Source organism: Vreelandella sedimenti (genome assembly GCF_013416325.1).
Classification (GTDB): domain Bacteria; phylum Pseudomonadota; class Gammaproteobacteria; order Pseudomonadales; family Halomonadaceae; genus Vreelandella; species Vreelandella sedimenti.
On sequence record NZ_JACCGK010000032.1, the window covers coordinates 1 to 26290 of the forward strand.

Annotated in this window: 26 protein-coding genes; 7 read left to right on the forward strand and 19 right to left on the reverse strand. The window is 54.5% G+C overall.

Going from position 1 to position 26290, the window contains the following annotated elements; genetic code table 11:
- Positions 1-4: 4 nt before the first annotated feature.
- From HZU72_RS22675 to HZU72_RS22700, 6 genes are all read right to left on the reverse strand, one after another.
- Positions 5-862, reverse strand: coding sequence for an HlyD family secretion protein (locus HZU72_RS22675; protein ID WP_180096157.1), 858 nt, complete (start codon positions 860-862; stop codon positions 5-7).
- 269 nt (positions 863-1131) lie between these two features.
- A complete protein-coding gene (locus HZU72_RS22680) occupies positions 1132-1935 on the reverse strand; it encodes a 3-keto-disaccharide hydrolase (protein ID WP_180096159.1) in 804 nt (267 codons plus the stop codon).
- Positions 1936-1952: 17 nt separating this feature from the next.
- Positions 1953-2612: a gluconate 2-dehydrogenase subunit 3 family protein gene (locus HZU72_RS22685; RefSeq protein WP_180096162.1), complete on the reverse strand. Its 660-nt coding sequence runs from the start codon at positions 2610-2612 to the stop codon at positions 1953-1955.
- Positions 2609-4297, reverse strand: coding sequence for a GMC oxidoreductase (locus HZU72_RS22690; RefSeq protein ID WP_180096164.1), 1689 nt, complete (start codon positions 4295-4297; stop codon positions 2609-2611). The genes HZU72_RS22685 and HZU72_RS22690 overlap by 4 nt, the downstream gene beginning before the upstream one ends.
- A 36-nt stretch (positions 4298-4333) precedes the next feature.
- Entirely contained in the window at positions 4334-5233 is a 900-nt protein-coding gene (locus tag HZU72_RS22695) for a hydroxypyruvate isomerase family protein (protein WP_180096166.1), read from the reverse strand.
- Positions 5234-5280: 47 nt separating this feature from the next.
- Positions 5281-6165, reverse strand: coding sequence for a sugar phosphate isomerase/epimerase family protein (locus tag HZU72_RS22700; RefSeq protein ID WP_180096167.1), 885 nt, complete (start codon positions 6163-6165; stop codon positions 5281-5283).
- Positions 6166-6491: 326 nt separating this feature from the next.
- Here HZU72_RS22700 and HZU72_RS22705 point away from each other — a divergent pair, with 326 nt between their 5' ends.
- The gene (locus tag HZU72_RS22705) at positions 6492-7343 is read left to right on the forward strand and encodes a DMT family transporter (protein ID WP_180096169.1); all 852 of its coding nucleotides are present in this window, start codon (positions 6492-6494) and stop codon (positions 7341-7343) included.
- 117 nt (positions 7344-7460) lie between these two features.
- Positions 7461-8195 carry a ParA family protein gene (locus tag HZU72_RS22710; RefSeq protein ID WP_180096171.1) on the forward strand — a complete coding sequence of 245 codons (735 nt, stop codon included), beginning with the start codon at positions 7461-7463 and terminating at the stop codon, positions 8193-8195.
- A 149-nt stretch (positions 8196-8344) separates the two neighbouring features.
- Here HZU72_RS22710 and HZU72_RS22715 read toward each other — a convergent pair whose 3' ends face one another.
- The 7 genes from HZU72_RS22715 to HZU72_RS22745 all read right to left on the reverse strand — a co-directional run bounded on the left by HZU72_RS22715 (position 8345) and on the right by HZU72_RS22745 (position 14523).
- A complete protein-coding gene (locus tag HZU72_RS22715) occupies positions 8345-8878 on the reverse strand; it encodes a DUF192 domain-containing protein (protein ID WP_180096172.1) in 534 nt (177 codons plus the stop codon).
- Positions 8879-8880: 2 nt separating this feature from the next.
- On the reverse strand, positions 8881-10041 hold the full coding sequence (locus HZU72_RS22720; RefSeq protein WP_286903218.1) for an ABC transporter ATP-binding protein: 1161 nt from the start codon (positions 10039-10041) through the stop codon (positions 8881-8883).
- A complete protein-coding gene (modB, locus tag HZU72_RS22725) occupies positions 10034-10702 on the reverse strand; it encodes a molybdate ABC transporter permease subunit (protein WP_180096174.1) in 669 nt (222 codons plus the stop codon). Before modB ends, HZU72_RS22720 begins: the two co-directional genes overlap by 8 nt.
- A 13-nt stretch (positions 10703-10715) precedes the next feature.
- Complete coding sequence (modA, locus tag HZU72_RS22730; protein WP_180096176.1) at positions 10716-11492, reverse strand: molybdate ABC transporter substrate-binding protein; 777 nt, start codon at positions 11490-11492, stop codon at positions 10716-10718.
- Complete coding sequence (pyk, locus tag HZU72_RS22735) at positions 11479-12954, reverse strand: pyruvate kinase (protein ID WP_180096178.1); 1476 nt, start codon at positions 12952-12954, stop codon at positions 11479-11481. The genes modA and pyk overlap by 14 nt, the downstream gene beginning before the upstream one ends.
- 118 nt (positions 12955-13072) lie before the next feature.
- Positions 13073-13561 carry an ureidoglycolate lyase gene (locus HZU72_RS22740; RefSeq protein ID WP_180096180.1) on the reverse strand — a complete coding sequence of 163 codons (489 nt, stop codon included), beginning with the start codon at positions 13559-13561 and terminating at the stop codon, positions 13073-13075.
- A 131-nt stretch (positions 13562-13692) separates the two neighbouring features.
- Positions 13693-14523, reverse strand: coding sequence for a bifunctional allantoicase/(S)-ureidoglycine aminohydrolase (locus HZU72_RS22745; protein WP_180096182.1), 831 nt, complete (start codon positions 14521-14523; stop codon positions 13693-13695).
- Positions 14524-14770: 247 nt separating this feature from the next.
- Between HZU72_RS22745 and HZU72_RS22750 the strand changes: the two genes are divergently transcribed.
- Complete coding sequence (locus tag HZU72_RS22750; protein WP_180096184.1) at positions 14771-16219, forward strand: YfcC family protein; 1449 nt, start codon at positions 14771-14773, stop codon at positions 16217-16219.
- 11 nt (positions 16220-16230) lie between these two features.
- Here HZU72_RS22750 and HZU72_RS22755 read toward each other — a convergent pair whose 3' ends face one another.
- The 6 genes from HZU72_RS22755 to puuE all read right to left on the reverse strand — a co-directional run bounded on the left by HZU72_RS22755 (position 16231) and on the right by puuE (position 21289).
- Positions 16231-16959, reverse strand: coding sequence for an amino acid ABC transporter ATP-binding protein (locus HZU72_RS22755; RefSeq protein ID WP_180096186.1), 729 nt, complete (start codon positions 16957-16959; stop codon positions 16231-16233).
- Positions 16940-17596, reverse strand: a complete 657-nt coding sequence (locus HZU72_RS22760) for an amino acid ABC transporter permease (RefSeq protein ID WP_035562343.1) — start codon at positions 17594-17596, stop codon at positions 16940-16942. The genes HZU72_RS22755 and HZU72_RS22760 overlap by 20 nt, the downstream gene beginning before the upstream one ends.
- On the reverse strand, positions 17593-18270 hold the full coding sequence (locus HZU72_RS22765; RefSeq protein WP_180096188.1) for an amino acid ABC transporter permease: 678 nt from the start codon (positions 18268-18270) through the stop codon (positions 17593-17595). The genes HZU72_RS22760 and HZU72_RS22765 overlap by 4 nt, the downstream gene beginning before the upstream one ends.
- A gap of 8 nt (positions 18271-18278) precedes the next feature.
- Positions 18279-19133, reverse strand: coding sequence for a transporter substrate-binding domain-containing protein (locus HZU72_RS22770; protein ID WP_208458203.1), 855 nt, complete (start codon positions 19131-19133; stop codon positions 18279-18281).
- A gap of 322 nt (positions 19134-19455) precedes the next feature.
- A complete protein-coding gene (locus HZU72_RS22775; protein ID WP_180096190.1) occupies positions 19456-20331 on the reverse strand; it encodes a MurR/RpiR family transcriptional regulator in 876 nt (291 codons plus the stop codon).
- Between the two features lie 22 nt (positions 20332-20353).
- Positions 20354-21289, reverse strand: coding sequence for an allantoinase PuuE (gene puuE, locus HZU72_RS22780; RefSeq protein ID WP_180096192.1), 936 nt, complete (start codon positions 21287-21289; stop codon positions 20354-20356).
- Between the two features lie 310 nt (positions 21290-21599).
- Between puuE and HZU72_RS22785 the strand changes: the two genes are divergently transcribed.
- The 4 genes from HZU72_RS22785 (at position 21600) to HZU72_RS22800 (ending at position 26284) form a co-directional block, all read left to right on the forward strand.
- On the forward strand, positions 21600-22355 hold the full coding sequence (locus tag HZU72_RS22785) for an aspartate/glutamate racemase family protein (protein ID WP_286903223.1): 756 nt from the start codon (positions 21600-21602) through the stop codon (positions 22353-22355).
- A 175-nt stretch (positions 22356-22530) separates the two neighbouring features.
- Positions 22531-23889 (forward strand): NCS1 family transporter, encoded by a 1359-nt coding sequence (locus tag HZU72_RS22790; RefSeq protein WP_180096194.1) that lies wholly within the window; start codon positions 22531-22533, stop codon positions 23887-23889.
- Between the two features lie 29 nt (positions 23890-23918).
- The gene (locus HZU72_RS22795) at positions 23919-25397 is read left to right on the forward strand and encodes an NCS1 family nucleobase:cation symporter-1 (RefSeq protein ID WP_180096195.1); all 1479 of its coding nucleotides are present in this window, start codon (positions 23919-23921) and stop codon (positions 25395-25397) included.
- A gap of 407 nt (positions 25398-25804) precedes the next feature.
- On the forward strand, positions 25805-26284 hold the full coding sequence (locus HZU72_RS22800) for a hypothetical protein (protein WP_180096197.1): 480 nt from the start codon (positions 25805-25807) through the stop codon (positions 26282-26284).
- Positions 26285-26290: the final 6 nt, after the last annotated feature.

The following is a 26290-nucleotide window of genomic DNA, read 5'->3' on the forward strand; positions in this document are numbered from 1 at the left end:
TCTTTTATACCCTGTGAGAAATCCGGGCTAGCGGTAGGCCAATATTCACCTGCTGCCCCTCCTGGATATTTAAACCCATCACGACACCATCAAAAGGCGCAGTAACCACTTGCTCTACACCAATACTGTTTTCTATCTGCTCCTGCCGAATAGTCGAAACATTATTTTCAATATCTGCTAGCTCTATTTGGTGTTGTAGCTCAACGTCTTGACGTTGAGCCATTATATTAACTCGCTCACGCCGCAAGGTTGATTGAGAGCGGCGTAATGTTTGTTGCTGCCCTTGCAATGTAAGCAGCTCCACTTCTGCCTGCTGAAGCTCTACTACTGAAGTGTAATTGGAGCGCATTAACTCTCTATGTCTTTCTAGCTGTACTTCGGCTAAATTAATACGACGCTCGATCAAAGGTAATTCTGCTACTAACTGTTCGATTTCACTATCAATAGCGAGTAGACGATTTTCATAAGTAGTTAATTGGTTGTTGAGTTTTTCATGTGATAGCGATTGCTGACGCTCCAAAAGCAATTGTCGCTGCCGCAATTGCTCTGCAATAATATTTCCAGCTCCCCCCGACACGCCAAATCGCTCACTTGAAATAACAAATAAAATTTCCCCTTCTTCAACTGACTGCCCCTCACTTACTCGGAGCTCTTCAAGACTCCCAGCCGTATTGGCTGTTAAACGAAGCAACCCTTGCTCGGGCATTAATAAACCACTTGATGTTGACTTGCGAGTATAGGTACCAAGGTAGCTGTATAACGCTACTAAGATGGAAAATACCAACGCAATTACTGCTGCCGCGGTATAACCCCAAGGCTGATGAATCAGCACACTTCCTGTTTTTTGGCGTTGTGTCGTCAATACCTCTTGACGGAACAGTGACGAGCTATTGATAAGAAAACACTCTTGAAAAACTATATCATTTAGATTATCAAATGATAAATAATCATATTTAATTAATCAACCTGAAAATTCTAATTAAGACATTTCTTACATTATGGATGGCGAATGTCTTACAAAAGAAATAGCTGATGTCCTACAAGGCAGCTTCAGTGTGATGCCTTGTAAGACATCAAATATCCAGTTGGACGGGCTGGGCGTGTTTGCTTAGAGTGCTTATAAATGCTTGGCTACAGCTCCCTCACCCATATATTGCGAAAGCTGACGTCCGCATCGTGATCCTGCAGGTAAATGGGCGCGCAGCCGTGGGCTTCGTCGTAGTTGGGTTCGCCAATCCACTCGGTGGTGCCTTGCACTTCAGCATGGTGCTGAACCACTACACCGTTATGCAGAACGGTGATATAGGCAGGTGATTCAAGGCCGCCTTCATCATCAAAGCGCGGCGCGGTGTAGAGGATGTTATAACTCTGCCACTCACCGGGCGGGCGGGATGCGTTGACCAGCGGAATATGCTGTTTGTAGATGGATGCCGCTTGGCCGTTGGGATAGGTCGGGTTGTCGTAGGAGTCCAGCACTTGCACTTCATAACGCTCCTGCAGGAAGACGCCGCTATTACCACGATCTTGACCCTCCATGCCATCAATATCGGTCGGTGCTCGCCACTCCAAGTAGAGCTGCACGTCGCAGAAATCCTGACGTGTGCGTATACCTCCCGCGCCGCGATTCACCGTCATCACGCCGTCTTCCACGTGCCATTCGGCTGGCCCGCCCTCTTCGGCTTCCCACGCGCCTATGTCGGAGCCATCGAATAACACGATCGCATCGGAGGGAACGCCAGATTCAGGCACCGAAACCGAAGGGGGCACTGGCTCCCACACTTCGGTTTTGGCAGATTGCTGTTCGGGTGTCAGCGCCTCTTTCGAGGCGTCTTCTTGTGCCGCGCTGTCGAATGCCAACAAACTGCCACAGACGAGTAAGCAAAGCGCCGGGGCATAGGCGCGACTTTGTAAATCGTAGGTTTGCTGATTTTTCATCAATGCTCTCCGCTCCATTATGTGGCCCAAGCAGGCTCACCGTTATAAGGCGCGCAGCCCTCGTAGCGGCCTGGCACCGCTTCGTAGCGCAAGACTTCCGTCGCGCCAACTTCTGAGGTGAAGAAGCCGAACAGCGTTAGCTGCTTCATCATGATGAAGTAGTGTGGAAGCGCTTCTTCGCTATCCGCATGCTCCTGGGATGACTGGTTTTCTGCCGTTTGATTTTGAGCGGTCTGGGTCTCTGCGGTCAGTGCCTCGGCAGGGGTTGGCTGCTCTCTGCGAGCCTGTTGCTGGGCGTGCGCCATCGCTTCGCGATCCAGCTCGGTTATAAGCGCTAACCGCTGCTCGCCACTCAGCGCTATAAAATCACGTTCGTAAGCAGCCCGGCTGCGTGCCTCAAGCTGCGCTAAACCAAAATAAAACACCTCTCTTTCTGAGGGCGTATAGCAGTCGCTGACGAACAGGGCCATAAACTCCCCGACGCCAGCGTCTTTAGCACCTGGGGTATCAGTTCTCGGCAGAATGGTTTCGGCAAGCTCGTCCAGTCGCTCTACATCGCGGCTGCTAAAGGGGTGGTCTGACTGGCCCGCATCGCTAAAGGCAAATAGGGATTTACCTCCAATCATCGCTGTACCGGTAGTCAGGGCGATCATTTTGAGTAATTCGCGACGATTCATGACAGGTTCCCCCGCTTCAGCTCTTCCACCGCATAGTCCACCGCCCGAGCGGTAAGCGCCATATAGGTTAGAGAAGGATTTACACAAGAGGATGACGTCATGCAGGCGCCATCCGTGACAAACACATTGGGCGCATCCCACACCTGGTTGTGGCTATTGAGCACTGAGGTTTTCGGGTCACGGCCCATACGCGCGGTGCCCATCTCATGGATCCCCATGCCTGGCGCGTAATCTCCTACGTCACCTTTGACGTTCTTCACGCCCGCGGCCTCAAGTAAGTCGACCGCATCTTGAACCATGTCCCGACGCATATCGCGCTCGTTTTGCTTGAGCTCCACGTTGATCGACAACACCGGCAGCCCCCATTTATCGCGAACGCTGTGGTCAAGGGAGATGCGGTTATCGTGATCGGGCAGCATTTCGCCGAAGCCTGTCATACCGATCGTCCAACCACCTGGCTGACTAAGTGCTTGCTTTAAATCAGCGCCAATATTGAGCTCAGCAATTTCGCGATCCCAGCCCTCGCGGCTCGCCGCTCCTTGATAACCAAACCCGCGCACGTAGCTTCGCTGCTCATCGCCTACGTTGCGAAAGCGCGGAATGTAAAAGCCCGCAGGACGGCGTCCGAAGTAGTATTTGTCGAGATAGCCTTCCACGTCGCCACTGGCACCGCAGCGGAAGTGGTGATCCATCACGTTGTGACCCAGTTCGCCGCTGCTACTGCCCAAGCCCCCTTCCCAGACATCGGTGGCGGAGTTCATCAAAATCCAGGTAGTGTTGAACGTAGACGCATTGAGGAAGATGACATCAGCGGTGTACTCATGGACTTCATGGGTCTCAGCGTCAATCACCTCAACGCCCCGTGCCCGCTGACGGTCTTTGTCATACAGCACCTGGCTAACAATCGAGAACGGCCGCAACGTTAGATTCCCCGTGGCCACCGCCGCGGGAAGCGTAGCGGACTGGGTGCTGAAATAGGCACCATAAGGGCAACCCAGCCAGCATTTATTGCGGTATTGGCAGTTGACGCGATTTTGCTCCGGCTTTGGCTGGGTAATATTGGCAACTCGGCTGTGGATAAGATGGCGCTGCCCACCAAAGACCTCTTTAATACGCTTGGCGGCATCTTTTTCCACGCAGTTAAGCGGTATTGGCGGCAGAAACTCGCCATCGGGAAGAATATCTAACCCTTCCTGAGTGCCTGCAATACCGGCAAAGCGCTCCACATAGTCATACCACGGGGCGATATCTTCATAGCGAATCGGCCAATCAATGGCGATACCTTCACGCTGGTTGGCCTCGAAGTCCATGGCGCTGAGCCGATAGCTTTGCCGCCCCCAGAGCAGTGAGCGCCCCCCTACGTGATAGCCGCGGAACCAGTCAAAGCGCTTCTCTTCCACGTAGGGATTGGCCTGTTCATCCGCCCACATGCCCAGGGTGGCTTCATTAAGGGGGTAGTCGCGCTTGAGCACGGGGTATTTAGCAATCATCTCCTGGGTCGGCTCATTACGGTGGGGATAATCCCACGCCTCTTTATGGGCATTGTGGTAATCCTTTACGTGCTCAATGTTGCGCCCACGCTCAAGCAGTAAAACCTTCAAGCCTTTTTCAGTAAGCTCTTTAGCGGCCCAGCCACCGCTAATGCCTGAGCCAACCACGATGGCATCGTAGTGATTATCTGGCATGGTCATCTTCCTTCTTGTGTTGTTGTTCGAGTCGAATCACACATCGCAGAGCTGAACAGCTGCCTGGAGTGATTCTATTTTTGCCTGTTGGCTAGTACGGTCAGGGAGAAATTCTTGGGCGATATAGCCCTGAAAGCCGGTATCTCGAATAGCGCGGCAAATCGCGGGGTAGTTGAGCTCTTGGGTGTCATCTATTTCATGACGTCCAGGCACACCGGCAGTATGGTAATGGCCGAAAAAGCGATGGTTTTCACGGATAGTGCGAATGACATCGCCTTCACTAATCTGCATGTGATAGATGTCATAGAGCAGCTTGAAGTTAGGCGAATCAAGGCGACGGCAAAGCTCAATGCCCCATGTCGAGTTGTCGCAAAGGTAATCGGGGTGGTCGATTTTGCTGTTGAACAGTTCCATCTGTAGCACCACACCTTTTGTCTCTGCCTGGGCAAGAATCTGCTTCAGTCCCGCTTCGGCATTTTGCAAACCCTGTTCAGGGCTCATACCCCGAGCATTGCCGCTAAAACAGATGAGATTGGTGTAGCCCGCTTGGCTGACCAGATCGATATGCTGAAGGTATCGCTCAATCAGCTCTGAGTGAAAGCGGGTATCGCCCCAGCCATCCTCAAGGCTCAACTCAGCGCCATTACACATGGAAGAGTCGAGCCCATAGCGTTGAAGCACAGGCCACTCATCTGGCCCCACCAAATCAATCGCCGTAATGCCCAACTCGGTTGAAAGCTGGCAAAGCTCTTCCAGAGACAGAAAATCGAATGTCCAACGAGCGACTGAATGATGAATATTGCCTTTTAGTGCCCGCTGAGAAGGCGTATCGTCAGCTAGGGCTCGAGATCCAAACTGAGGTAGTGCCGCCAGACCAATAGCACCGGTAACGCTGTGGCGCAGCAGGCTACGCCGATCAATAAGGTAGCGCTTCATAAAGCATCCTCGCGTTCGTCATCTAAATGAGATGGCCTAGGCGTGCATTACTCTTCTCGAAGCGCTGTCAGTTTTTCCTGTAAGAAGCTGTTTCCTTCGGTAATCACCGCTTCTGCGTCGAGTGGCATATCGTGTTCGATGATGTACCACTCAACATCAGCGGCCTCGATGGCGGGCAAGATTGCATCCCAATCCAGTACACCTTCCCCGAGTGTAGCGAAACCGTCCTCTTCTTCGGCGGTACCTTCTGGAGCATTATCTTTGGCGTGTACAGCAAACAGTTGCCCATCGAAACGCGAGACATACTCAACCGGGTCAAACCCGCCACGTGCCACCCAGGCAATATCCAATTCCGCCAGCAGATCAGATCCAGCAGCATCAAACAGATGCTCTAACGCGGTTTTACCGTCATACACTTCCATCTCGAAATCATGGTTGTGGTACGCCAACCGGACACCCTCGGCATCTAGCTCAGCGGCAATATCACCTAACTCTTCACCCAGCGCCTGCCAGCCTTCGGCATCGCTAGGGCGTGCGTCCTCGGCTAGATAAGGCATTGTTAAGGTGTCGTTACCCACCGCCTGATTAAAAGCCACCGTTTCATCTAAGCGATTGCGCAAATCGTCTAGCTGCACATGGCTTGAGATCACCTCAAGCGCGTGCTCTTCTAACAATGCATTGAGTTCTTCAGCAGTCACTTCCTGGGTGCCCACCGTTTCAATCGCTGAAATACCAGCCCTATTTACAGCGGCTAACTGTTCTTCCAAACTGCCAAAGTCCCGCAGCGTGTACATTTGCACGGCGATGGGTAGCTCTGCGGAGTTGTCTTGAGCTTGGGCAAAGCCAGGCGCACTCAGCGCTGACAGCGTCACGGCACTGGCAGCCAGCAGAGCCTGTGGGCTCAAACGTTTTGGGCGTAGTGGGGTATCCATATCCACCTCATTGTTGTTGGATTGTTATATATTGTGAAAGCGCCGACGCATAAATGTAATCGGTTACATTTGTTTAGAACATCTCAGTTGAATGTGCAAGTCAGCAACTTTTTTCACCGCTTTAAAGGGGACAAAAAGAACTTAACACTCACACAATTCAGCTCACAACAAATTGTTAATCAACAACATATAGACTATTGAAGAAAAACCTAATACTTTGGTATCAAGCAGTAGCGGCGCTTACCAGCGACTCTCTTCACTATTATTTTTGCCGTCTCCCAAGCTGATACAATGGCTATCGTTTCCCTCCACCAACGGACATCAACGTGCCACTACGCGACCTGCTACTCGGCCTCTTTGTTATCGCTATTTGGGCGCTGAATATCATTGTTATCAAGGTCGGTGTAGCGGAGCTACCGCCGCTATTGATGACCACCCTACGTTTTACGCTGGTCGCAGTTCTGCTGGTGCCCTTCTACCCGGTGGCTCGGGTGCAACTGCCTTTTTTGCTACTGTTATCCATCACCTTCGGCAGCCTCCACTTCGCTCTTCTGTTTATTGGTTTAGAGCATGCAGAAGCAGGTACCGGCGCGCTTTTAGTACAGATGGGCACGCCCTTTGCCACATTGCTAGCGGTAATCTTTCTAAAAGAGAAGCTAGGCCCCAAACGGATTGTCGGGCTGCTACTTTCTTTTGCTGGGGTAGTCGTACTGGCCGGTGGGCCAACGCTGCCCTCTCCTTTACCACTGGCGATTCTGTTGTGCAGTGCCATGGGCTGGGCGGTGTCGCAGCTGTTGATCAAGCGTGGCCCGCCCATTGCGCCGATGGCGTTGGCAGGCTGGGTGGCGCTGTTCGCGGTGCCTCAGGTAGGGTTGGGGTCATGGCTATTTGAGAGCGGTCAGTGGCAGGCGATGCAGCAAGCAACTTGGTTAGGCTGGGGGGCGATGATTTACACCGCCGTAATGTCGTCGATTGTCGCTTACGGGATTTGGTATGCGCTTTTACGCCGTCATCCGGTTAATCGCGTGGTACCCATGACGCTACTCGTACCGGTATTGGCGGTCGGCCTAGGCGCGCTGTTAATGGGCGACAGCCTAGGCGTGCATAAACTAGTGGGCGGCGGCTTAGTGGTCGCGGGTATAGCCCTGATTGTGATCAGATTTCGCCGCCGCCGATAAAGGTTATATCGAGGGGAATCAGCGTAGCGACATCGGCAGCAGCGCCGTCATCGAAACGTCACATATCCACTCAGGCCAATCAGTTAGACTGAACAGTCACCAAGCCGGGAGTTCCCTATGCAGATGCTGGCGCTTTACAGTATCAAGGGTGGCGTGGGCAAGACCGCCTCCGCCGTTAACCTCGCCGCCGAAGCGGCACGCGACGGCAGGCGAGTATTGCTGTGGGATCTCGATCCGCAGGCCGCCACCACCTTCTATCTGCGCAGCAAACCCAAAGTGCGTGGTGGCGTCGACAAACTGGTCAAGGGCAAGGCCGATCTCGACCGGGCGATCCGCGAGACCGACACCGAGGGGCTCGACCTGCTGCCGGCGGCGCTGGGCTCGCGCGACCTGGAAGCGTCGATGGAAACCCGCAAGCCCAGTCGGCTGCGCAAGATCCTCAAGCCGGTGATGGGCAGTTACGACCTGGTGATACTCGACTGCCCGCCGAGCCTGTCGGCACTTGCCGAGCAGATCTTTTCAAGCGTCGATGCCCTTCTGGTACCGATGGTACCGACTACCCTGTCGTTGCGTACTCTTGAGCAACTGGACGGTCACCTTGACGCGGTCGACCATGCCTGCCCGATCTGGCCGTTCGTGACCCTCGCCGACCGACGCAAGAACTTGCACCGCCAGGTGATGGAGAGTCTCAGCGAACGCTGGCCGAGGCGCCTATCGACGACCGTGCCCAACGCCAGTGAGGTCGAGCGTATGGGTATCGAACGCGCTCCAGTCGGGCATTTCGCCCGCAGCAGTCGGGGCGGTCGCGCCTACGCCGCGCTGTGGCGAGAGATCGCGCAGCGTATGCAATGACCGTCTGAGCTTCGTTCTGCTGTTAATTGTCTTGCAGCAGGCGGAAGAGGTACCGGCGCGCTGTTAATGGACGACAGCCTAGGCGCCGACGGCGGCTTAGTGGTCGCGGGTATAGTCCTGATTGTGGCCAGATTTCGACGTCCCTCAGTTTAATCGGCAGGCTGGCAGAAACCGGCTTCTTCAGGAATCGAAACACAGTCCCCAACTTTAATACCACGCTCGGCAAAGTAGCCGCCGTTAACCTCTAGCGCTGAATGATAAGCCGCACCTGCTGGATAAGAGGGGCAGTCGCTCGGCGACGAGGATTCGCAGGGCTGCATGGTATTAATCGCCACAATCCGCCCATCGCTATCGATAAAGGCAATATCCAGGGGGATTAGCGTGCGATACATCCAAAAGGCATTGTTGGCCGACTGCTCGCTCTCAAAGCGAAACAGCATGCCACTTTTTTCGGGCAAGCTCTCACGCTCCATTAACCCGCGCTGACGCTGAGAAGCCGTTTCCGCCACTTCAACCTCTAGACGATGAGGGCCGCCCTCGCTGTGAATAGCCAGCGCCAGCGTCTGCATCTCTTGCGCAGACGCCTGCCCCCAAGCAAACGAGCTGAGTAGCGACATCGGCAATAGCGCCGCCATCGGTAACAGTAAAGACGCCTTAAGCAGCGTGCGACGCGTGGGATCCATGCTTACTTCCTTTTGTCATGCGCATCTGCGCGAACTTGGTGGCCTGGCAAAAGGTAAATGCCTGCTGCCAGCAGCGAAACCTTCACCACGGCGCCGCTGGTTAACTGGTTACGCCGGGCGGCATGGGTAGCAATATCAAAACGTAACATATCGCCGTGATTGACGCTTAGCGAAACTGAAGTGATGCCGCCCAGTACGACCAGTTCGCTAACGGTGGCAACGACCGGGTTCTCCCGCTCGCCGTGTGAAGGGCGGCCGCGACGGTGAAGCACAATATCGGAGGGCGGCAAGTACCAGGTGACCTTTTCACCCAGCGTCAGATTATCTAGTCCCTCGGCTACCTCTAGATAATTTTCGCCCCACCGCAGCCGACGCTTGCCGTACTCATCCACCACTATCCCTTCAAACAGATTATGGCGGTCTAACAAGCGCGCCACCAGCGGCGACAACGGCCGACGAAAAAGCACGTCAGGGGCATCTTGCTGAAGGCTGACGCCGTTATGCAATACGCAGATTTGGTCGGCCAGCGCGGCGGCTTCTTCCAGGTCGTGGGTCACCAGTACAATAGGGATATCGATCTGCTGACGCAGCAGCGCCAGCTCGCGCTGCAACCGCCGCCGGGTCACTTGATCCACCGCCGAAAACGGCTCATCGAGTAACAGCACTTTAGGGTCGCGGGCCAAGGCACGGGCCAGCGCCACACGCTGGCGCTGCCCCCCCGAAAGCGCGTTGGGGTAGCGCTTGCCCAGCCCGTCTAAACGCACCTTGGCTAGCCACTGCTCGGCTTGTTCACGGCGTTGCGGTTGGGGCAGGTAGCGCAGGGGAAGTTGAATATTTTGCGAGGCGGTTAGGTGCGGAAATAGCGCATAGTCCTGAAACACTATGCCGACCTGTCTACGCTGGGGCGAGAGTGAATGCTTACGCTCGGCGTCAAACCAAACCTCTCCAGTGCACTCCACTCGCCCGCCCTGGGGGCGATAAAGCCCGGCAATGGTGCGCAGCAGCGTGGTTTTGCCGCTGCCCGATGGCCCTACCAGCGCCAGTAGTTCACCGGGTTGGCAAACAAACTCGGCGGCCAGTGGAATCGGCCCCGTTTGATTGACCGCTACGCTCAACCCTGCAATCGGCCCAAAGACCGGCTCTGTGATGCGCGAATCAGCCACGTACCCACCGCCTGCGCCCGGCCAGACCATAGACGAGCCCCAAGGTAATAAACGATACCAACATCAACAGCGCCGACATCTGTGCAGCGCCCTGTTCATCGAAGGCCTGGACGCGATCATAGATGGCAATGGCGAGAGTGCGGGTTTCACCATCAATAGCGCCGCCCACCATCAAGATGACGCCAAATTCGCCCAGCGTATGGGCAAAGGTGAGCGCTGCCGCTGACATAATGCCGGGCCACACCAAGGGCAGTTCGATGCGCAGCAGTGTCTGCCAGGGGCTCAACCCGCTGCACCAAGCCGCTTCACGCAGGTTGTGGGGCACATGTTCAAAGGCGCGCTGAATAGGCTGAACGGCAAACGGCAAATTGGCGACCAGAGAGGCCAACAATATGCCTGTGAAAGTGAAATTCAGCCCGCTACCGGTCATTGCTGCCCAAAACGAGCCCACTGGCGCGTCGCGGCCAAAGCTCAACAGCAGATAAAAGCCCAGTACGGTAGGCGGCAATACCAGCGGTAGTGCGATCAGCGCTTCGCATAGCCCTTTGCCGCGGAAACGCGCATAGGCCAGAGAACGACCTAGCCAAATGGCGATGGGTAGCAGGATAAAACAGGTGAATGCCGCTAGGCGTAATGAGACCGAAAGCGCCGACCAATCCATTATGACCCTTCCATTATTCGACGCTAAACCCGTAGGTACGCAAAATGGATTGTCCCTCGTTCTCTTGCAACCACTGATAGAAGGCCGTGGCAATATCGCCAGCCTGATTGGTCAGCACCATTCGCTGGCGTAGTGGGCTATGCCACTCTTCAGGGATAAGTACGTACTCACTTCGCTCACCTAGTGTGGGAGCCAGCGCCAAGGAGTAAGCCACCAGCCCACCGCGCGCATCGTCGGAGAGCGCAAACTGCGCCGCCTGGGAGACGTTTTCGCCCAGTATCCTCAGCGGCTCTGTTTGCTCCCAAAGCCCGGCGTACTCAAGCGCCTGCCGCGCCGCCACGCCATAGGGGGCGTGTTCGGGGTTGGCCAGGGCGATACGCTCAGTAGTCCCCGCCTTTAACGCGGTTTTAACCGCTTCAAGCGGCGTCTCCTCGTTAGGCAAATCACCGCGCCCTGCGCGCTGCAGCCACACTAAACGACCAATGGCGTAAATCACGCCCTCATCTTGTGTATAGCCCTCTTCATAGAGCGCTTGAACGTAGCGCTCGTCAGCAGAGAGATAGAGCTCAAAAGGCGCGCCCTGGGCAATTTGACGCCGGAAGTTGCCTGACGAGCCAAAGTTTAGCCGTAGGGCGTGGCCGGTTTCCTGCTGAAACTGCTCGGCGGCTTCTGTCAGCGCAAACTGCAGATCTGAAGCCGCCGCCACGGTAGGCGCCCCCGCCTGCGCGGGGGCGCCTACCAGAAACAAGCAGGCTAGCAGCCACCCATGCGCTAATTTAGCTTTTAGCATGCTCGTCAGTAATCTCCATTACCTTCATGGTATTGGTGCCACCATGGGCGTTCATATGGTCGCCGCGAGTCAGGATCACATGGTCGCCTAGTTTGGAGATACCGGTCTTCACCAGCAACTCGAGGGCCCGGTCGTTTAGCTCGGTGGCGCTCATTTCGGAGGTATCAAAAGGCAGTGAGACCACACCACGGTAGAGTGCCATACGGCGCTGGGCAATAGGGTTATGCGCCAAGCCGACAATCGGCAGACCCGAACGAATGCGCGAAGCGATCAGCGGCGTATAGCCCGATGAGGTCATACAGGCAATCGCGGTAATGCCGGTCATATGGTTGGCCGCGTACATGGCGGAGAGCGCAATGGTCTCGTCAGGGCGGGAAAAGCCTTCATGAATACGGTGACCGGACTCCTGGGCGGTTTTTTCCCGCTCAGCTCCCAGGCAAACACGTGACATGGCTTCTACGGTTTCCAGCGGGTAGTCGCCCGCCGCGGTTTCCGCCGAGAGCATGACCGCATCGCTGCCATCCAGCACCGCGTTGGCAACGTCAAACACCTCTGCGCGGGTGGGAAGTGGCGCTGAAATCATGCTCTCCATCATTTGCGTGGCGGTAATGACCGCACGATTTAGCGAACGTGCTCGTTTGATCATGCGCTTTTGCACGCCGACCAACTTGGCATCACCAATTTCTACGCCTAGATCACCGCGCGCCACCATGACCGCTTCAGAAGCTTCGATAATGCCATCCAGGGTGGCATCATCTGCTACGGCTTCAGCACGTTCGACTTTGGCCACCAGGCCAATATCTTTACCCGCCTCACCTAATAAGCGGCGTGCTTCGAGCATATCTTCAGCATGGCGGGGGAAAGAAATGGCCAGGTAATCGACGCCAATTTCAACGGCGGTCTTAAGGTCTTCTTTATCTTTTTCGGTCAATGCCGGAGCAGAGAGCCCGCCGCCCTGCTTGTTGATGCCTTTATGGTTAGAGAGCTTGCCACCCACGACCACGGTGGTATGCACCTGTTGGCCGTCAACACGGGCCACATCCAGCACTAAGCGCCCGTCATCTAACAGCAGGCGGTCGCCGGCGGTCACGTCTTGGGACAAGGTCTTATAGTCGCAGCCGACTTGATGCACATCGCCCGCATCGCCATCCAGCGCCATATCGAGAATAAACGGCTGGCCCTCTTTAAGCACCACAGCCCCATCTCTAAACCGTGCAATACGAATTTTGGGCCCCTGCAGATCACCCAACACTGCGACGCTGCGGCCTAGCTTGGCGGCGATTTCACGTACCTCGGTTAGCCGGCGGCGGTGATCATCCGCTGTGCCATGGGAGAAGTTAAGACGCACCACATCGACACCCGCCTTGAGCATGGCTTCCAATATGCCTTCCCGGTCGCTGGCAGGCCCAAGGGTGGCGACAATTTTGGTACGACGGATCGAGGAGAAGTGCAGTGCGTTCATAATGTTCCAACCATGCAATTTAGCGTGTAGTGACTTTTATTAAGTAACTCTATTCAGTAACCCTAGCTTACCAGTTTAACGCGCTCTATATGACAGCAGTGCAACGCAGAGGGTTGGTTTAAGTCAACGTCACGGTGATCGCGAGAGGAAACTCATCGCAGTTATTGCCATCACCGGCCCGATCCACTACCAAAAACTCGCCTTCACGCTCCAGTACCGATTGAATGGCATGCCAGGTGCCAGCGCGGTAGTTCACCCCTTGGCGGCCATCAGTGACAAAAGCTCGCACGTCTGCAGGGTTAATATGTTCCCCTGGTGGGGCTACCACCACAATAAAACGCTCCTGGTGCAGCGGCATAAACGCCTGACTGCCCTGGGGGTGACGCTCTAAAAACGTTACCTCCAAAGGCAGTGTGATCGGCTGGCTCACGAAGATATTAATCAGCGAATGAGCGTTTTCGCCCAGCGTTTCCACCTTGGCAAGATCATGGTGGCGCTGTGTGCGCCCGGCGTTGATGGAAAACGACGCGGAGGTGCGCGCATCAATCACATCACCAAAAGGGGCGAAGGCCTCTGCGGTCAACGGCTCGGCTTTTAGCTCTAGCATTATTGTGTCCTTCTAAAATTCTTCGTTACTCAGTGTGGGGCCTCTGCCAGCCTGATAAATGCACTGGTGGGAGGCTGCTTTGACTCGCGACCCTTTAAAGCTGCCTGCTTGAAAAGCTGGCGCAGCCAGTTTTAACGAGCACCCAGACTAAGAGCAGGATGGCGATTAACATCTTTGTACAGCAGATACCGGAACGGCCCTGGGCCAGCGGCGTAGCAGGCCTGGGGGCAGAAGGCGCGTAACCACATGAAATCACCCGCTTCTACTTCTACCCAGTTTTGATTCAGGTGATAAACGGCCTTGCCTTCGAGCACGTAAAGGCCGTGCTCCATGACATGGGTTTCATCGAAAGGAATCACGCCGCCGGGCTGAAAGGTAACGATGTTGACATGCATATCGTGGCGAACGTCCGCAGGGTCGACAAAGCGTGTGGTGGCCCAGCGTCCTTCGGTGCCCGGCATTTCGATAGGCGCAATGTCCTGCTCGTTGGTGACAAACGCCTTTGGCACCTCGAGCCCTTCCACAAACTCATAGGCCTTGCGTACCCAGTGGAAACGTACCGGCGCATTAGATTCGTTGCGCACCTGCCACGAACTGCCGGGGGGAATAAACGCATAGTCGCCGGGCAGCATGGTATGGCGCTCGCCCGACAAAGTAAGCGTTAACTCACCTTCCACAATAAACAGCACGCCTTCCGCCTGGGAGTCAGGCTCAGGCTTATCGCTGCCGCCCTGGGGTTGTACTTCCATAATGTATTGGGAGAACGTCTCGGCAAACCCCGACAGCGGACGCGCCAGCACCCATAGCCGGGTGCCTTCCCAAAAGGGCAGATTGCTGGTGACGATATCGCGCATCACACCTTTGGGGATTAGCGCATACGCTTCAGTGAACACGGCGCGATCAGCGGTGATTTGCGTTTGCGGCGGGTGCCCGCCGGTGGGAGCGTAGTAAGTAGCTGGCATTTTTAAACCTATTTGACTTAGTAAAAACACACGTTATGCATCTTGTATACAAGATTAGCGAACCACAATAAAGCGATCTTTAGCAAACCTCTTGTGAAACACACCTCCCAATAGCAACTTCTTTAGCAACTTTCGTTTCATAATTCTAAAATCATACGAGCATGTCCAAAAACAGCAACCTCGGCACGGCATGACGCCCGCTAACTGTTGCTCAGGTCAGCTACTTATAACAAACGCGAGGCATAGCATGTCCCAACACACTCCCTCTTCGTCTTCCTCAGATCGCCCCACGCCCAAGAAAAGCTGGTGCCGGATCCCTGATATTTACGCGGTTCTGTTCATATTTATCGGCTTGGCCGCGATAGCGACGCATTTTGTGCCTGCCGGGCAGTTCGAGCGTGTTCCTGGCCCCAATGGTCGTATCACTATTGACCCGACCTCTTATGAACAGATCGCCTCCTCACCGATTGGTATCGTCGACTTTATGCTGGCGATCCCAAATGGCTTAATGAGTGCCGGTGAAGTTGTCTTTTTCACCTTCATGATCGGTGGTATGTTCATGGTGCTAAGGCGCACTGGGATTATTGAAATAGGTGTGGACAAGTTAACGCGCCGCTTTGCGCGACAGAACCTGCTCACTATCCCCGTGTTGATGACGGTTTTTGCCCTGATAGCGACGGTTATCGGTACCCAAGAGTTGGCGCTGGTCTATGTGCCGGTCATCTTGCCGCTGATGATTGCCTTGCGCTTTGATTCAGTCACGGCCGCGGCGGTGGCACTTTGCGCTACCACGGTCGGTTTCACGACGGGTGTGCTCAATCCCATCAATACCGGCCTTGGACAGCAACTCTCAAATCTTCCTCTCTACTCCGGCTATGGCTTGCGCGTCGTGGCGTTTGTGGTGATGTTAGCCGCGGCCATTTTCTTCGTTGTGCGTTACGCCCGCAGGGTTCACCAGACTCCTTCACTTAGCCTGCTGAGCAGTGACACTAGCGAATCCGAAAAACGCTCGCTTTATCAACATGCTGACAATAGCCCTGCCTTAATCGCCAGCGCTCGCCAGAAGCTCGCAGCCATCGCCACCTTCGCCTTCTTCGCGGTACTCGTCTATGGCGTACTGCAGCAAGGCTGGTTCATGATGGAAATGGCAGGCCTGTTTATCATCATGGGTATTGTTGTGGGCCTAATCGCAGGCCTCGACACCGACGAAATATGCGCAGGCTTCAACCAGGGCTTCCGAGACGTGCTGGTCGGCGCCATGATCGCCGGTGTCGCACGTGGTGTTGCGGTGATGCTGGAAGATGGCCAAATAATGGACACGCTGGTGTTTGGGCTTGGCAACCTCGTAGGCGGCCTACCCACCCTGCTCTCGGCGATTGGCATGTTCTTCGCCCAGCTAGGCTTCAATTTCATTGTCCCCTCCGGTAGCGGCCAGGCCCTGGTCACCATGCCACTGATGGCACCGCTCTCCGACATCATTGGCGTCACTCGCCAAACGGCAGTACTAGCCTTCCAACTGGGTGACGGTATCGGCAATATTTTATACCCGACCTCAGGCTACTTTATGGCGACCCTGGCGCTGGCGGGTGTGCCGTGGCAGAAGTGGGTCAAATTTTTCTTCCCACTTTTTTGCGTCTGGATAGTGATTGCTCTGGGCTTTCTTATTTTCGCCCAGGCAACGCAGTGGGTCGGCTAGAAGTGTATCGACTAGAGCACGGCAGAGATAAACTGCTTTAGTTCCGGCGTTTGCGGGTTGCTGAATAGTTCTCTGGGGACGCCCTCTTCATGGATGCGTCCCTGGTGCATAAACACCACGCGGTCGGCCACATCACGTGCAAAGCTCATTTCATGGGTGACCAGAATCAGCGTCATCCCCTCGGCCGCCAGCGCTTCCAATACGCGCAGCACTTCCCCGACCAGCTCAGGGTCAAGTGCTGAAGTCACCTCATCGCATAGCATCACTTTGGGGCGCATGGCCAGCGCCCGGGCGATGGCGACCCGCTGCTGCTGCCCACCGGAAAGCTGCGCCGGGTAGGCATCGTACTTGTCGGAGAGCCCCACTTTCTCAAGCACTTCGCGGGCGACTTTCTCGACCTCGGCTTTCTCTTCGCCACGCACCACCAGCGGCGCCAAACAGACGTTTTCACCCACGGTTTTATGAGGAAACAGGTTGAAGCTTTGAAACACCATGCCGACGTTTTCACTCAGCTCTTTAGGCGACATTGACGCCGCATCGAGCTGCTTATCGGCAATGGTGATCTCGCCGCTGTCGTGTTTTTCCAGCTGATTCAGGCAGCGCAGCAGGGTACTTTTACCCGAGCCACTGCGGCCAATAATCGCCACCACTTCGCCTTGCGCAACGGAAAGGTTAATACCTTTAAGCACTTCCAGGTCGCCAAAGGCTTTATGAACGTTATCAACGTAAACCAGCGTCATAGAGCTTTTTCTCCAGATAGCGCGCGTAGCAGGAAAGTGGGTAGCACAGCGCGAAGTAAAGCAGAGCCACAAGGGCAAAAATGGTGAAGGGTTCGAAGGTGGCGTTATTGAGCATGGTGCCCGCCTTGGTCAGCTCGACAAAGCCAATGATGGAGGCCAGCGCCGTGCCTTTGATGACCTGTACCGAGAAACCCACCGTGGGCGGAATCGAAAGCCGCAGCGCCTGAGGCAGAATCACATGGCGCATGGTCTGGAAGTAGTTCATGCCCAGCACCCGCGACGCGTGCCACTGCCCTTTGGCAACCGCCTCTAAACAGCCGCGCCAGATGTCACATAGGAAAGCACTGGTGAACAGCGTCAGTGCGATGGAAGCCGCCAGCCAGGCAGAGATTGGATGCCCCATGGCGGCAGCGCCAAAGAAGATCAAAAACAGTTGCATCAACAGCGGCGTACCTTGGAACAGGTCAACATAAAGAGACGTTAAGCGCTGCAGCCAGCGGTTGCTGGAGAGGCGCATAAAGGTCAGTAGCAGCCCCACCGTCGCACCGCCCACAAAGGCAATCAACGACAGCACAATGGTCCAGCGGGTTGCCAGCAGCAGGTTGCGCAGAATGTCCCAGAAGGTGAACTCAATCATCGTTGTTCTCCTTGCTGATAGGCGAATACCCGCTTGCCCACCAGCATAAAGCTGCGCCGCATGCCGAAGGCGAGGAGCAAATAGACCAGCGTGATCAGCAGGTAGACTTCAAAGCTGCGGAAGTTGCGCGATTGGATAAAGTTAGCGGCGTAGGTCAGGTCAAATACCGATATTTGCGACACCACCGCCGAACCCAGCATCACAATGATCGACTGACTGATAAGCGCGGGGTATACCCTGGCAAACGCGGGCACCAGCACGATATGGCGATAGCTTTGCAGTGTGGTCATACCCAATGCCCGCCCGGCTTCCAACTGCCCTTTGGCCGTGGCGCTAATACCGGCGCGTAGAATCTCGGCGCTGTAAGCGGCCAGGTTGAGCGTCATGGCAATAAACGCCGCGGTAATAGCATCAATTTTGATGCCGAGCCCCGGCAGCCCGAAGAAGATAAAGAACAGTTGAACAATAAAGGGTGTGTTGCGGGTGACTTCAACGTAGCCGCCTAGCCCCCAGCGCACCCAAGGCTGCGCATTCACGCGTAAATATGCTACCGCCACTGCCAGCGACAATCCCGTTAAGGTCGTCACCACGGTCAAAACGACCGTGGTGGTAAATCCTTTGAGAAGCTCACTGACGTAGGGCAACAGGGTAAGAAAATCGAGTGTTGGCCCCATGTCGCCCCTCAGCTACCGAAGTTTTCAGGCAGGTCGGCACTGAACCAGCGCTGGGACATCTCATTCAAGGTGCCATCTTCCAGGCCCTGGGCGATCAGGCGATTCACTTCCTCCATTAGCGCTGGCTCGTTTTTATTCATGCCCACGTAGCAGGGTGAATCTTTGAGCTGATAAATCAGCGAGGGCGCACGGTTGCTGTTTCGTTCGGCGATTTCAGCGGCGACTACGTTACCGGTAGCTACGTAATCGACCTGACCGGAAAGAAACGCAGAAATGGTGGTGGCGTTGTCTTCAAAGCGCTGCACTGTCGTGGAGTCCGGGGCAATATTGGAAAGCTCCATATCTTCCACGGCACCGCGGGTTACCCCAATGGTTTTATCGGCCAAGCCTTCTGGGCCTTCCACGCTTTCATCTTCATCAGCGCTGAACACGCCTAGAAAGAACGGCGCGTAGGCATCGGAAAAATCAATCGCCGCTTCGCGCTCAGGATTTTTACCCAGGCTGGAGATCACCAGATCCGCCTGACCGGTCTGCAAATAGGGAATACGGTTAGCGCTGGTGACGGGGATAATTTCCAGCTCCACACCCATTTCGTCAGCGAGGTATTGGGCCATATCAATATCGTATCCGCGCGGCTCTAGATCAGTACCTACTGAGCCAAACGGCGGAAAATCTTGCGGGACAGCTACCCGGATAGTGCCGCGTGATTCGATATCTTCTAGTGCATCCGCCTGAACGCTTGGGCTAGTGGTAATAGCACCGAGGGCAACTGCAGCACTCAGCCCTGTGGCTAAAACACCGGACTGCAGGCGTTTAAACTGGCTAAAGAAAGAGTGATTAAAGCAGTGCGATAGCGATTTCATGGTGTTCTCCTAACAAGGGCAGCCTGGCAAGGGCATGTTGGTAAGTGAAGAGCCGTAATGGAATTAGCAAGGGATGCAGAGCGAGTGAAAGCTTTGTTGCATAAAATCTAACAAAGAAACTTTCGTTTCACCTGATAACCCAGTAGCAACGGCGATACCAGAAGTGGCTAACGTTTTTTAGAACAGCAGCTTAGCGGACACGCGAAGTCACAGTGCAGCGATTGCCGCGCTGAGAGGATGGTATAAAAGGAGAGAGATGCAACGTTCTGGTGCAGTTTTCATCCAGCAACAGAACGGTATGCACCATGAAAGGAAGTCTAGCTTATTGAGCGCTCCAATCCACGCTCATAGTCGGCGCTTCCAGCTCACTAAGCTCAGCGTAAACATCGCTGATTGCGCTGATGCGCTCTCGGCCTTCTGCAAGGCGACGGTGCAACACGCCGTTGGCAATCAGGCAGATCAGGCTATTGGCGGCGGCGTAACTATCGAAGGCGGAGAGGCTTTCCAGCGGCGTTTCAAAAAACCACGTTACTTGTGAGGCGAAATTGACCGCGGTGGGGTCTGCCAGTAAAGCTACTTTGGCAGGTGAGCGCTCAAGTGCATCAATTAGCGAAGTAAAGGCCACTGGGCGACGGCGAAAGCCAAACAGCACCACCACATCCTGGTCGGTGAGATCGACAATTTCTTCCGCTAACGACTGGTTTGGGTGAGGCACCACCCGCACCTGGGTGCGCGCCTGAATCAGCTGCTGGCGAAAATGCAGCGCTAGCGGGTAGCTGTTACGAAAACCGATCACGACTACATGACGCGCGCTATCCAATCGTTCTACCAGTGCAGCAAATTGATCCGCCGCAATGCCGTTTAAGCAGCGCTGCAGATTATCCTGCTCCCGCTGCAGATGGCGCTGAAACGGCGCCCCGGCCTCTTCCTGCATGGCGTTGGGGTCAATCACCAAAGGCACGCCCAGGTTACGTAGCTGGCGGGCGTGGTCTTTAACGGTGCGGTAGCTCTCAAACCCCAGCCGCTTGAATAGGCGGCTAACCGTCGATTTGGATACCCCGGTCAAACGCGCCAAATCAGCGGCGCTATATACCGCCAGATCATCAAAGTGATCGAGGATAAAGCTCGCCACCCGCTGCTCCTGGGCAGTTAGCGCGTCAAACTGGGCGGTAATTCGCTGTCCGATATGCGGCGTCATAGCATCCTATTAAACTGCTTAATTAACGAGTTGCCGGGTGATGCTCTGCCCAGTGACGGGCAATATCAACCCGCCGGGCCACCCAAACGCGGTCGTGAGTTTCGATATAATCCAAAAAGCGCTGCAGGGCGCGAAAACGCCCAGGGCGACCCAATATACGGCAATGCATGCCCACCGAGAGCATTTTGGGCGCCTCCTCCCCTTCTGCGTAAAGTACATCAAAGGCATCGCGCAGGTAGGTAAAGAAGTGATCCGCAGTATTGAAACCTTGCGGCGCGGCAAAACGCATATCGTTGCTGTCCAGCGTGTAGGGCACAATCAGGTGGTTGTGGTCACCGCCCTGACTATCGGTCACCTGCGTCCAGAAAGGCAAGTCGTCGCCGTAGTAGTCGCTATCGTAAAGGAAACCGCCTTCGTCTAGCACTAACCGCCGGGTATTGGGACTATCGCGACCGGTGTACCAGCCTTGGGGTTTTTCGCCATAGAGCCGCTGAAAAATCTCCATGGCCTGCTGCAGATGCTCCCGCTCAACGTGCTCGGGCACTTCCTGATAGTGAATCCAGCGATAGCCGTGGCAAGCAATCTCGTGGCCTAACTCTTTAAATGCCAGGGCGACATCCGGGTTACGCTCCAGCGCCATGGCAACACCAAACACCGTGAGCGGCAAATCGCGTTTTTCAAACTCGCGCAGAATGCGCCACACCCCTGCACGGGAGCCGTACTCGTAGATCGACTCCATGCTCAGGTGACGATCTGGATAAGCCGGTGCGCCGATAATTTCCGACAGGAACTGCTCGGAGCCTGAGTCGCCGTGCAACACGCAGTTCTCGCCGCCCTCCTCGTAGTTGAGCACAAACTGAACGGCAATTTTGGCCTTGTTTGGCCATTTGGCGTGGGGCGGGTTGCGTCCATAACCCATCAAATCGCGGGGATAGTGGCCCTTATGTGACGACGACATAGCTAGCTCCTTGATTCATACAAACCCTGGCAGATCACTGGCAAATAACAGCCCAGCAATACAGAAAATTATTTGTATACAAAATAGCGACATTCATAACCAACCGCAACGCGGTCGACCGCTAATCCACTGACGCTAATAGCGTTTCTCAGTTTAAAAGGCGTTAAGTCATTGAATCCTGAACAAATGGTCAAGTTTTATCAGCTGCTTTTTTATTGCCGATTGCTCATTAGTTCCTTGCGCCACGTAGAAAACCGCCCTATTTTTGTATACAAGAAATGCCATATTGTTTACACACGGAATACCTATCGTGCATATACGTATTATTAACCCCAACACTACGGCCTCCATGACCGCTGCTATCCACCAGGCAGCGCAGCAACAGGCGGGCACTGGCACCACGGTGAGCGCTTCACAACCGGACGCTGGCCCGGTTTCTATCGAGAGCCATTTCGACGAAGTAATCAGTGCGGTAGGGGTGGCCGAAGAAGTTCTAAAAGGCGAGCGCGAAGGCGGCATCGATGCCTATGTAGTGGCCTGCTTTGGCGACCCCGGCTTGCTCGCAGCACGAGAGCTCACCCGTGCACCGGTAATCGGCATCGCTGAAGCGGCCTTTCACTTAGCTACACTGGTGAGTACACGCTTTTCCATTGTCACCACCCTGGGCCGCACCGGCATTATCGCTGAGCACCTGCTTCAGCAGTACGGCTTTAGCCACCACTGCCGTCGCATTCGTGCCGCTGAAATCCCGGTGCTTGATCTTGAGCGTCACCCTGAAATGGCGTTTACACGCATTGTCGAAGAGTGCTGCCGCGCAAGGGATGAAGATGACATTGGCGCCATCGTTTTAGGCTGTGGTGGCATGGCTAATTTGACCCAGGAGATCAGCCGCGAAGTGGGCCTGCCGGTAGTAGAAGGTGTTACCGCCGCGCTGAAACTGGCGGAATCGCTGGTTAATTTGGGGCTGCATACCAGTAAATATGGAGACCTTGCCTACCCACGGCCAAAGACCTTCACCGGTAAGTTTTCTGAGCTCTCTGATCTTGATTTACCGCATAAGTCATAACAGCTGAAAAACAACAACTACTAAAAAACATTTAATAACAATAGATTAAACAGAATATTGAAAGCTATATTTTAAAAACCAGTACGTCCATTAGCACGCCACGCCGCAAGCGTTGCCTGGGTAATCAAATTACTCAAGCTGCCAATAAAACCGATAATCTTGCGAGGACGACACCATGAGCGCTTCAACCTCGGCTCTTGCGTCAGAAGAACGATCCGCTGCTGGATCAAAAGCACTGGGGGCAGAAAGCCTGGCCCCTCAACACACCCGAATCATGGGGCGCGGCTCCTACTTTCTGGCTTGGTTCGGTGGCTGCGTTTCCATCGGCACCTTTGCCATGGGCTCCAGCGTGGTCGGCACTCTGAACCTGTTACAAGCCACGCTGGCCATTGCCATCGGCTGCTTTGTAATCGGGATTGCCCTGGCCATTAACGGGGCGGCAGGCTACAAGTATGGCATTCCGTTTATGGTGCAGGCGCGCAGCGCGTTCGGCTTTACCGGCACGCGCTTACCGGGCTTGGTACGCGCAGTGCCAGCGGTAGTGTGGTACGGCTTTCAAAGCTGGATTGGTGCCGGGGCACTCAATATGGTGTCGGCCACTCTGTTCGGTTTCGACAACCTTATCTTCTACTTTATTACCTTTCAGTTTCTGCAAATCGGCCTGTCGGTGATGGGTTTCCAGGGTATCAAATGGTTAGAGAATATCGGCAGCGCCTTTATCCTCGCCTCACTGGTGTATATGTTCTACGCCACGGTGCAGCGCTATGGCGATGAGCTTTCCGCCAGCCTGCTGACCATGGAAGGCTCCTGGGGCATGCCATTCTGGGGCGCGACCATGCTATTCCTGGGCATCTACAGCACCATGATGCTCAACGTTAGCGACTACTCCCGCGAGCACAAGAAGGGCACGGCCCAAAGCCTACTGACCACCATCTACGCCATGTCGATTCTTCCCTGCACCCTGTTTATGGGCTTGATCGGCTATATGGTCTCCCAGGCCACTGGCACCGCCGACCCTATCCAGGTGTTTGCCAACGCCGTCGACAACACCCCACTGCTGATGACTACCCTTCTATTCATCGCCTTTGCCCAGGTCACCACCAACGTACTCAACAACGTGGTACCGCCAACCTATGTATTGATGGACATCTTCAAGATCAAGTTCTCGGTCGCCACGGTGATCGTTGGCTTGCTGGCCTTCGCCACCTTCCCCTGGAAACTGGTGCAGCCGGGCTCCGCCGCAGGCCTCCAGCTGTTTGTACAAACTTACTCTGCCTTCCTAGGCCCCATCTTCGCCATTCTGGTGGTCGATTATTATGTTATTCGCCGCCGCACGCTGGATATCAATAAGCTGTATGACGCCACCGGCCCCTACCAAGGCGTGAACTTAGCCGCTTTCATCGCCACGGCGGTGGGTATTGTGGCGGCGCTCTCTTTCTCGGCGATCTCGTGGTACGCCAGCCTGATACCCGCAGGTGTTACCTATTACCTGCTTATGAAGTACTGGGCTCCCTGCCAGCGCTTTAGCCAGTAACTCCATTCGCCAACCGAAGAGCTAATAAGATGAAAGAGAGCAACGACGTTAGTGACCTGGATATTAAGCACATTGATCCCTCGCTGTATAACGAGGATCTCGCGCCGCTTAAACCCCAGGATCGTAACTGGGGCGCGTTTGAGATCTTTAACGTTTGGTCTAACGATATCCAGAGCCTGTTTGGTTACACCCTGGCGGCCTCGCTGTTTTTAACCTACGGCCTGAATGGCTGGGCTGTGATGGCGGCGATTATTTTGGCGGGCGTGATCGTGATGTTTTTGGTCAACCTCACCGGTAAGCCCAGCGTTAAATACGGCATCCCTTTCCCAGTGATGGTGCGCGCCAGCATGGGCGTGCGTGGCGCGAACCTACCCGCGATGCTGCGCGCCATCGTGGGGATTTTCTGGTACGGCGTGCAGACCTACTTCGCTTCTACCGCCGTCACCCTTCTCATTACCGCCTTTGTGGGCGCAGGCAGCGGCAGCACCATTCTGGGGCTTTCCGGCGTGGCCTGGGTGTCGTTTGTGATTGTGTGGCTATTCCAGATCGCGATCTTCTGGCAAGGCATTGAGCGCATTAAGCACTTCCTGAACTGGGCGGGCCCGTTGGTCTACGTGGTGATGTTGGTGCTGATGATCATTGTTTGGTATCAGGCGGGAAGTGAGCTGATTCCCGCCATTGACACCATTTTCAGCGGAGGCAGTGAAACCAGCGGTAGTTCGATCGCCGCCTTTATGGCGATTGTCGGCACCATGGTGGCGTATTTCGCAGCGGTGGTGATTAACTTCGGCGATTTCACCCGCTTTGTGAAAACCGAACGCCAGATGAAACTTGGCAACCTACTAGGCTTGCCGTTGAACGTCGCCTTCTTCTCGTTTATCGCACTGATTATTACCGCCGGTACTCTAGTGCTGTTTGGCGAGGCGCTGACCAACCCTGCCGATATCGTTGAGCGTGTGGATTCGCTGCCGCTGACGATTATCGCCGCGCTGACCTTCTTTGCTGCCACGGTAGGCATCAACCTGGTCGCCAACTTCATCCCGCCCGCCTACGACCTCGCCAACCTGTTTCCCAGCAAAATCAGCTTCAAGATGGGTGGCCTGATCACCGCAGTGATTGCGTTCTTTGTCGGCGCGCTATGGCTTTCGGTGATCAGCCAGATTGGTGTACCCGGCTTTGTAAATGCACTAGGGGCCATCGTCGCGCCCTTCTACGGCATTATCGTGGTCGACTACTACCTGATTAAGCGTCAGCACCTGAACATGCAGGAACTATTCTCCTCAGCACCGGGCAGCGCCTACTACTACGTAAACGGCTGGAATACCCGCGCCCTTATCGCCTTTGGCGTGGCAGCGCTGTTCTCGCTCTCTACCGTGTTAGTACCTGCACTTTCCAGCCTGGGCGGCTACGGCTGGCTAATTGGTGCAGGCCTGGGTGGGTTGTTCTACTATGGTTTGATGCGGCAGTTTAAGGCAGCGCCTACGCTTGCTGAGCAGAATGCACAATGAGACGGTTTAGCTGTAACTAACGGCTTAGCTGCTCTTAACAGCGCCATTAGCACAAAGCCGATGGCGCTTTTATATTTACTAAGCCCTGCCCTTGAATATGGAAGTGTGATCAATCTGGAAGGTGTCTTTTTCTACCATGTCCAGCGAAGTGTATGCTCATTCCTCTAAGCAGAGAACTATAAAAATACTTAAAAAAATTAATTAAAAAAATTTTTGCGTGTTTATGCTCAATTTGTAAAGATACTTGGCAACAACCACGCGCATACGCATTTATCTAGTGATCTTTATCTAAAAAATTTAACATTTTCTATTTATATTAATTAAGACTTTCTGAAGGGTTTAGATTCCCCCAGGAAGTTTCGCATGAGCACTAATAACCCTTTATATATTAGCACTTAGAGGAAACCGTGGGTTACTTAACAGCTTCTTTTGAAGATCTTGATCAACACGCAATGGAGCAGCTCGTCATCGAAACGAATGAGTTGTCTCCGATTCTACGTGGCCACATATTTATCGAGAAAACCCTCGAGACGCTGATTTCTAGAAACCTTGAAATACCTCAGGCGTTCTTTTCAAGAAATAGAGGGTTCGATCTGAAGCTTGATCTGGCTAGAGCGATGGGCTTACTTAGCGAAGCCTATTACTTGTCGTTGAAGGCCCTGAATTCGATTAGAAATTCCTACTCCCACCAAGCAGCATATAAAGTTTCATTTGAAGAACTCAACAGCTTGAAATTCGGATGGGAGCCTATTCAAAAGGAAGCATATGCGAAAGCATGTCAGAAAGGAATCGACGAAGCAGCAAGGGTAGCTATGATATTTCTTTGCGGAAGACTACTCACTTGGTTAGCAGCCCAAATGCATAATCGGGTAGCCGGGGGTGTCTAGCCCCCA

Coding starts and splice junctions, on each gene's coding strand:
- HZU72_RS22680 (WP_180096159.1), bottom strand. CDS start 1,935: ATGAAAAATCAGCAAACCTACGATTTACAAAGTCGCGCCTATGCCCCG.
- HZU72_RS22685 (WP_180096162.1), bottom strand. CDS start 2,612: ATGAATCGTCGCGAATTACTCAAAATGATCGCCCTGACTACCGGTACA.
- HZU72_RS22690 (WP_180096164.1), bottom strand. CDS start 4,297: ATGCCAGATAATCACTACGATGCCATCGTGGTTGGCTCAGGCATTAGC.
- HZU72_RS22695 (WP_180096166.1), bottom strand. CDS start 5,233: ATGAAGCGCTACCTTATTGATCGGCGTAGCCTGCTGCGCCACAGCGTT.
- HZU72_RS22700 (WP_180096167.1), bottom strand. CDS start 6,165: ATGGATACCCCACTACGCCCAAAACGTTTGAGCCCACAGGCTCTGCTG.
- HZU72_RS22710 (WP_180096171.1), top strand. CDS start 7,461: ATGCAGATGCTGGCGCTTTACAGTATCAAGGGTGGCGTGGGCAAGACC.
- HZU72_RS22715 (WP_180096172.1), bottom strand. CDS start 8,878: ATGGATCCCACGCGTCGCACGCTGCTTAAGGCGTCTTTACTGTTACCG.
- modB (WP_180096174.1), bottom strand. CDS start 10,702: ATGGATTGGTCGGCGCTTTCGGTCTCATTACGCCTAGCGGCATTCACC.
- modA (WP_180096176.1), bottom strand. CDS start 11,492: ATGCTAAAAGCTAAATTAGCGCATGGGTGGCTGCTAGCCTGCTTGTTT.
- pyk (WP_180096178.1), bottom strand. CDS start 12,954: ATGAACGCACTGCACTTCTCCTCGATCCGTCGTACCAAAATTGTCGCC.
- HZU72_RS22740 (WP_180096180.1), bottom strand. CDS start 13,561: ATGCTAGAGCTAAAAGCCGAGCCGTTGACCGCAGAGGCCTTCGCCCCT.
- HZU72_RS22745 (WP_180096182.1), bottom strand. CDS start 14,523: ATGCCAGCTACTTACTACGCTCCCACCGGCGGGCACCCGCCGCAAACG.
- HZU72_RS22750 (WP_180096184.1), top strand. CDS start 14,771: ATGTCCCAACACACTCCCTCTTCGTCTTCCTCAGATCGCCCCACGCCC.
- HZU72_RS22755 (WP_180096186.1), bottom strand. CDS start 16,959: ATGACGCTGGTTTACGTTGATAACGTTCATAAAGCCTTTGGCGACCTG.
- HZU72_RS22760 (WP_035562343.1), bottom strand. CDS start 17,596: ATGATTGAGTTCACCTTCTGGGACATTCTGCGCAACCTGCTGCTGGCA.
- HZU72_RS22765 (WP_180096188.1), bottom strand. CDS start 18,270: ATGGGGCCAACACTCGATTTTCTTACCCTGTTGCCCTACGTCAGTGAG.
- HZU72_RS22770 (WP_208458203.1), bottom strand. CDS start 19,133: ATGAAATCGCTATCGCACTGCTTTAATCACTCTTTCTTTAGCCAGTTT.
- HZU72_RS22775 (WP_180096190.1), bottom strand. CDS start 20,331: ATGACGCCGCATATCGGACAGCGAATTACCGCCCAGTTTGACGCGCTA.
- puuE (WP_180096192.1), bottom strand. CDS start 21,289: ATGTCGTCGTCACATAAGGGCCACTATCCCCGCGATTTGATGGGTTAT.
- HZU72_RS22790 (WP_180096194.1), top strand. CDS start 22,531: ATGAGCGCTTCAACCTCGGCTCTTGCGTCAGAAGAACGATCCGCTGCT.
- HZU72_RS22795 (WP_180096195.1), top strand. CDS start 23,919: ATGAAAGAGAGCAACGACGTTAGTGACCTGGATATTAAGCACATTGAT.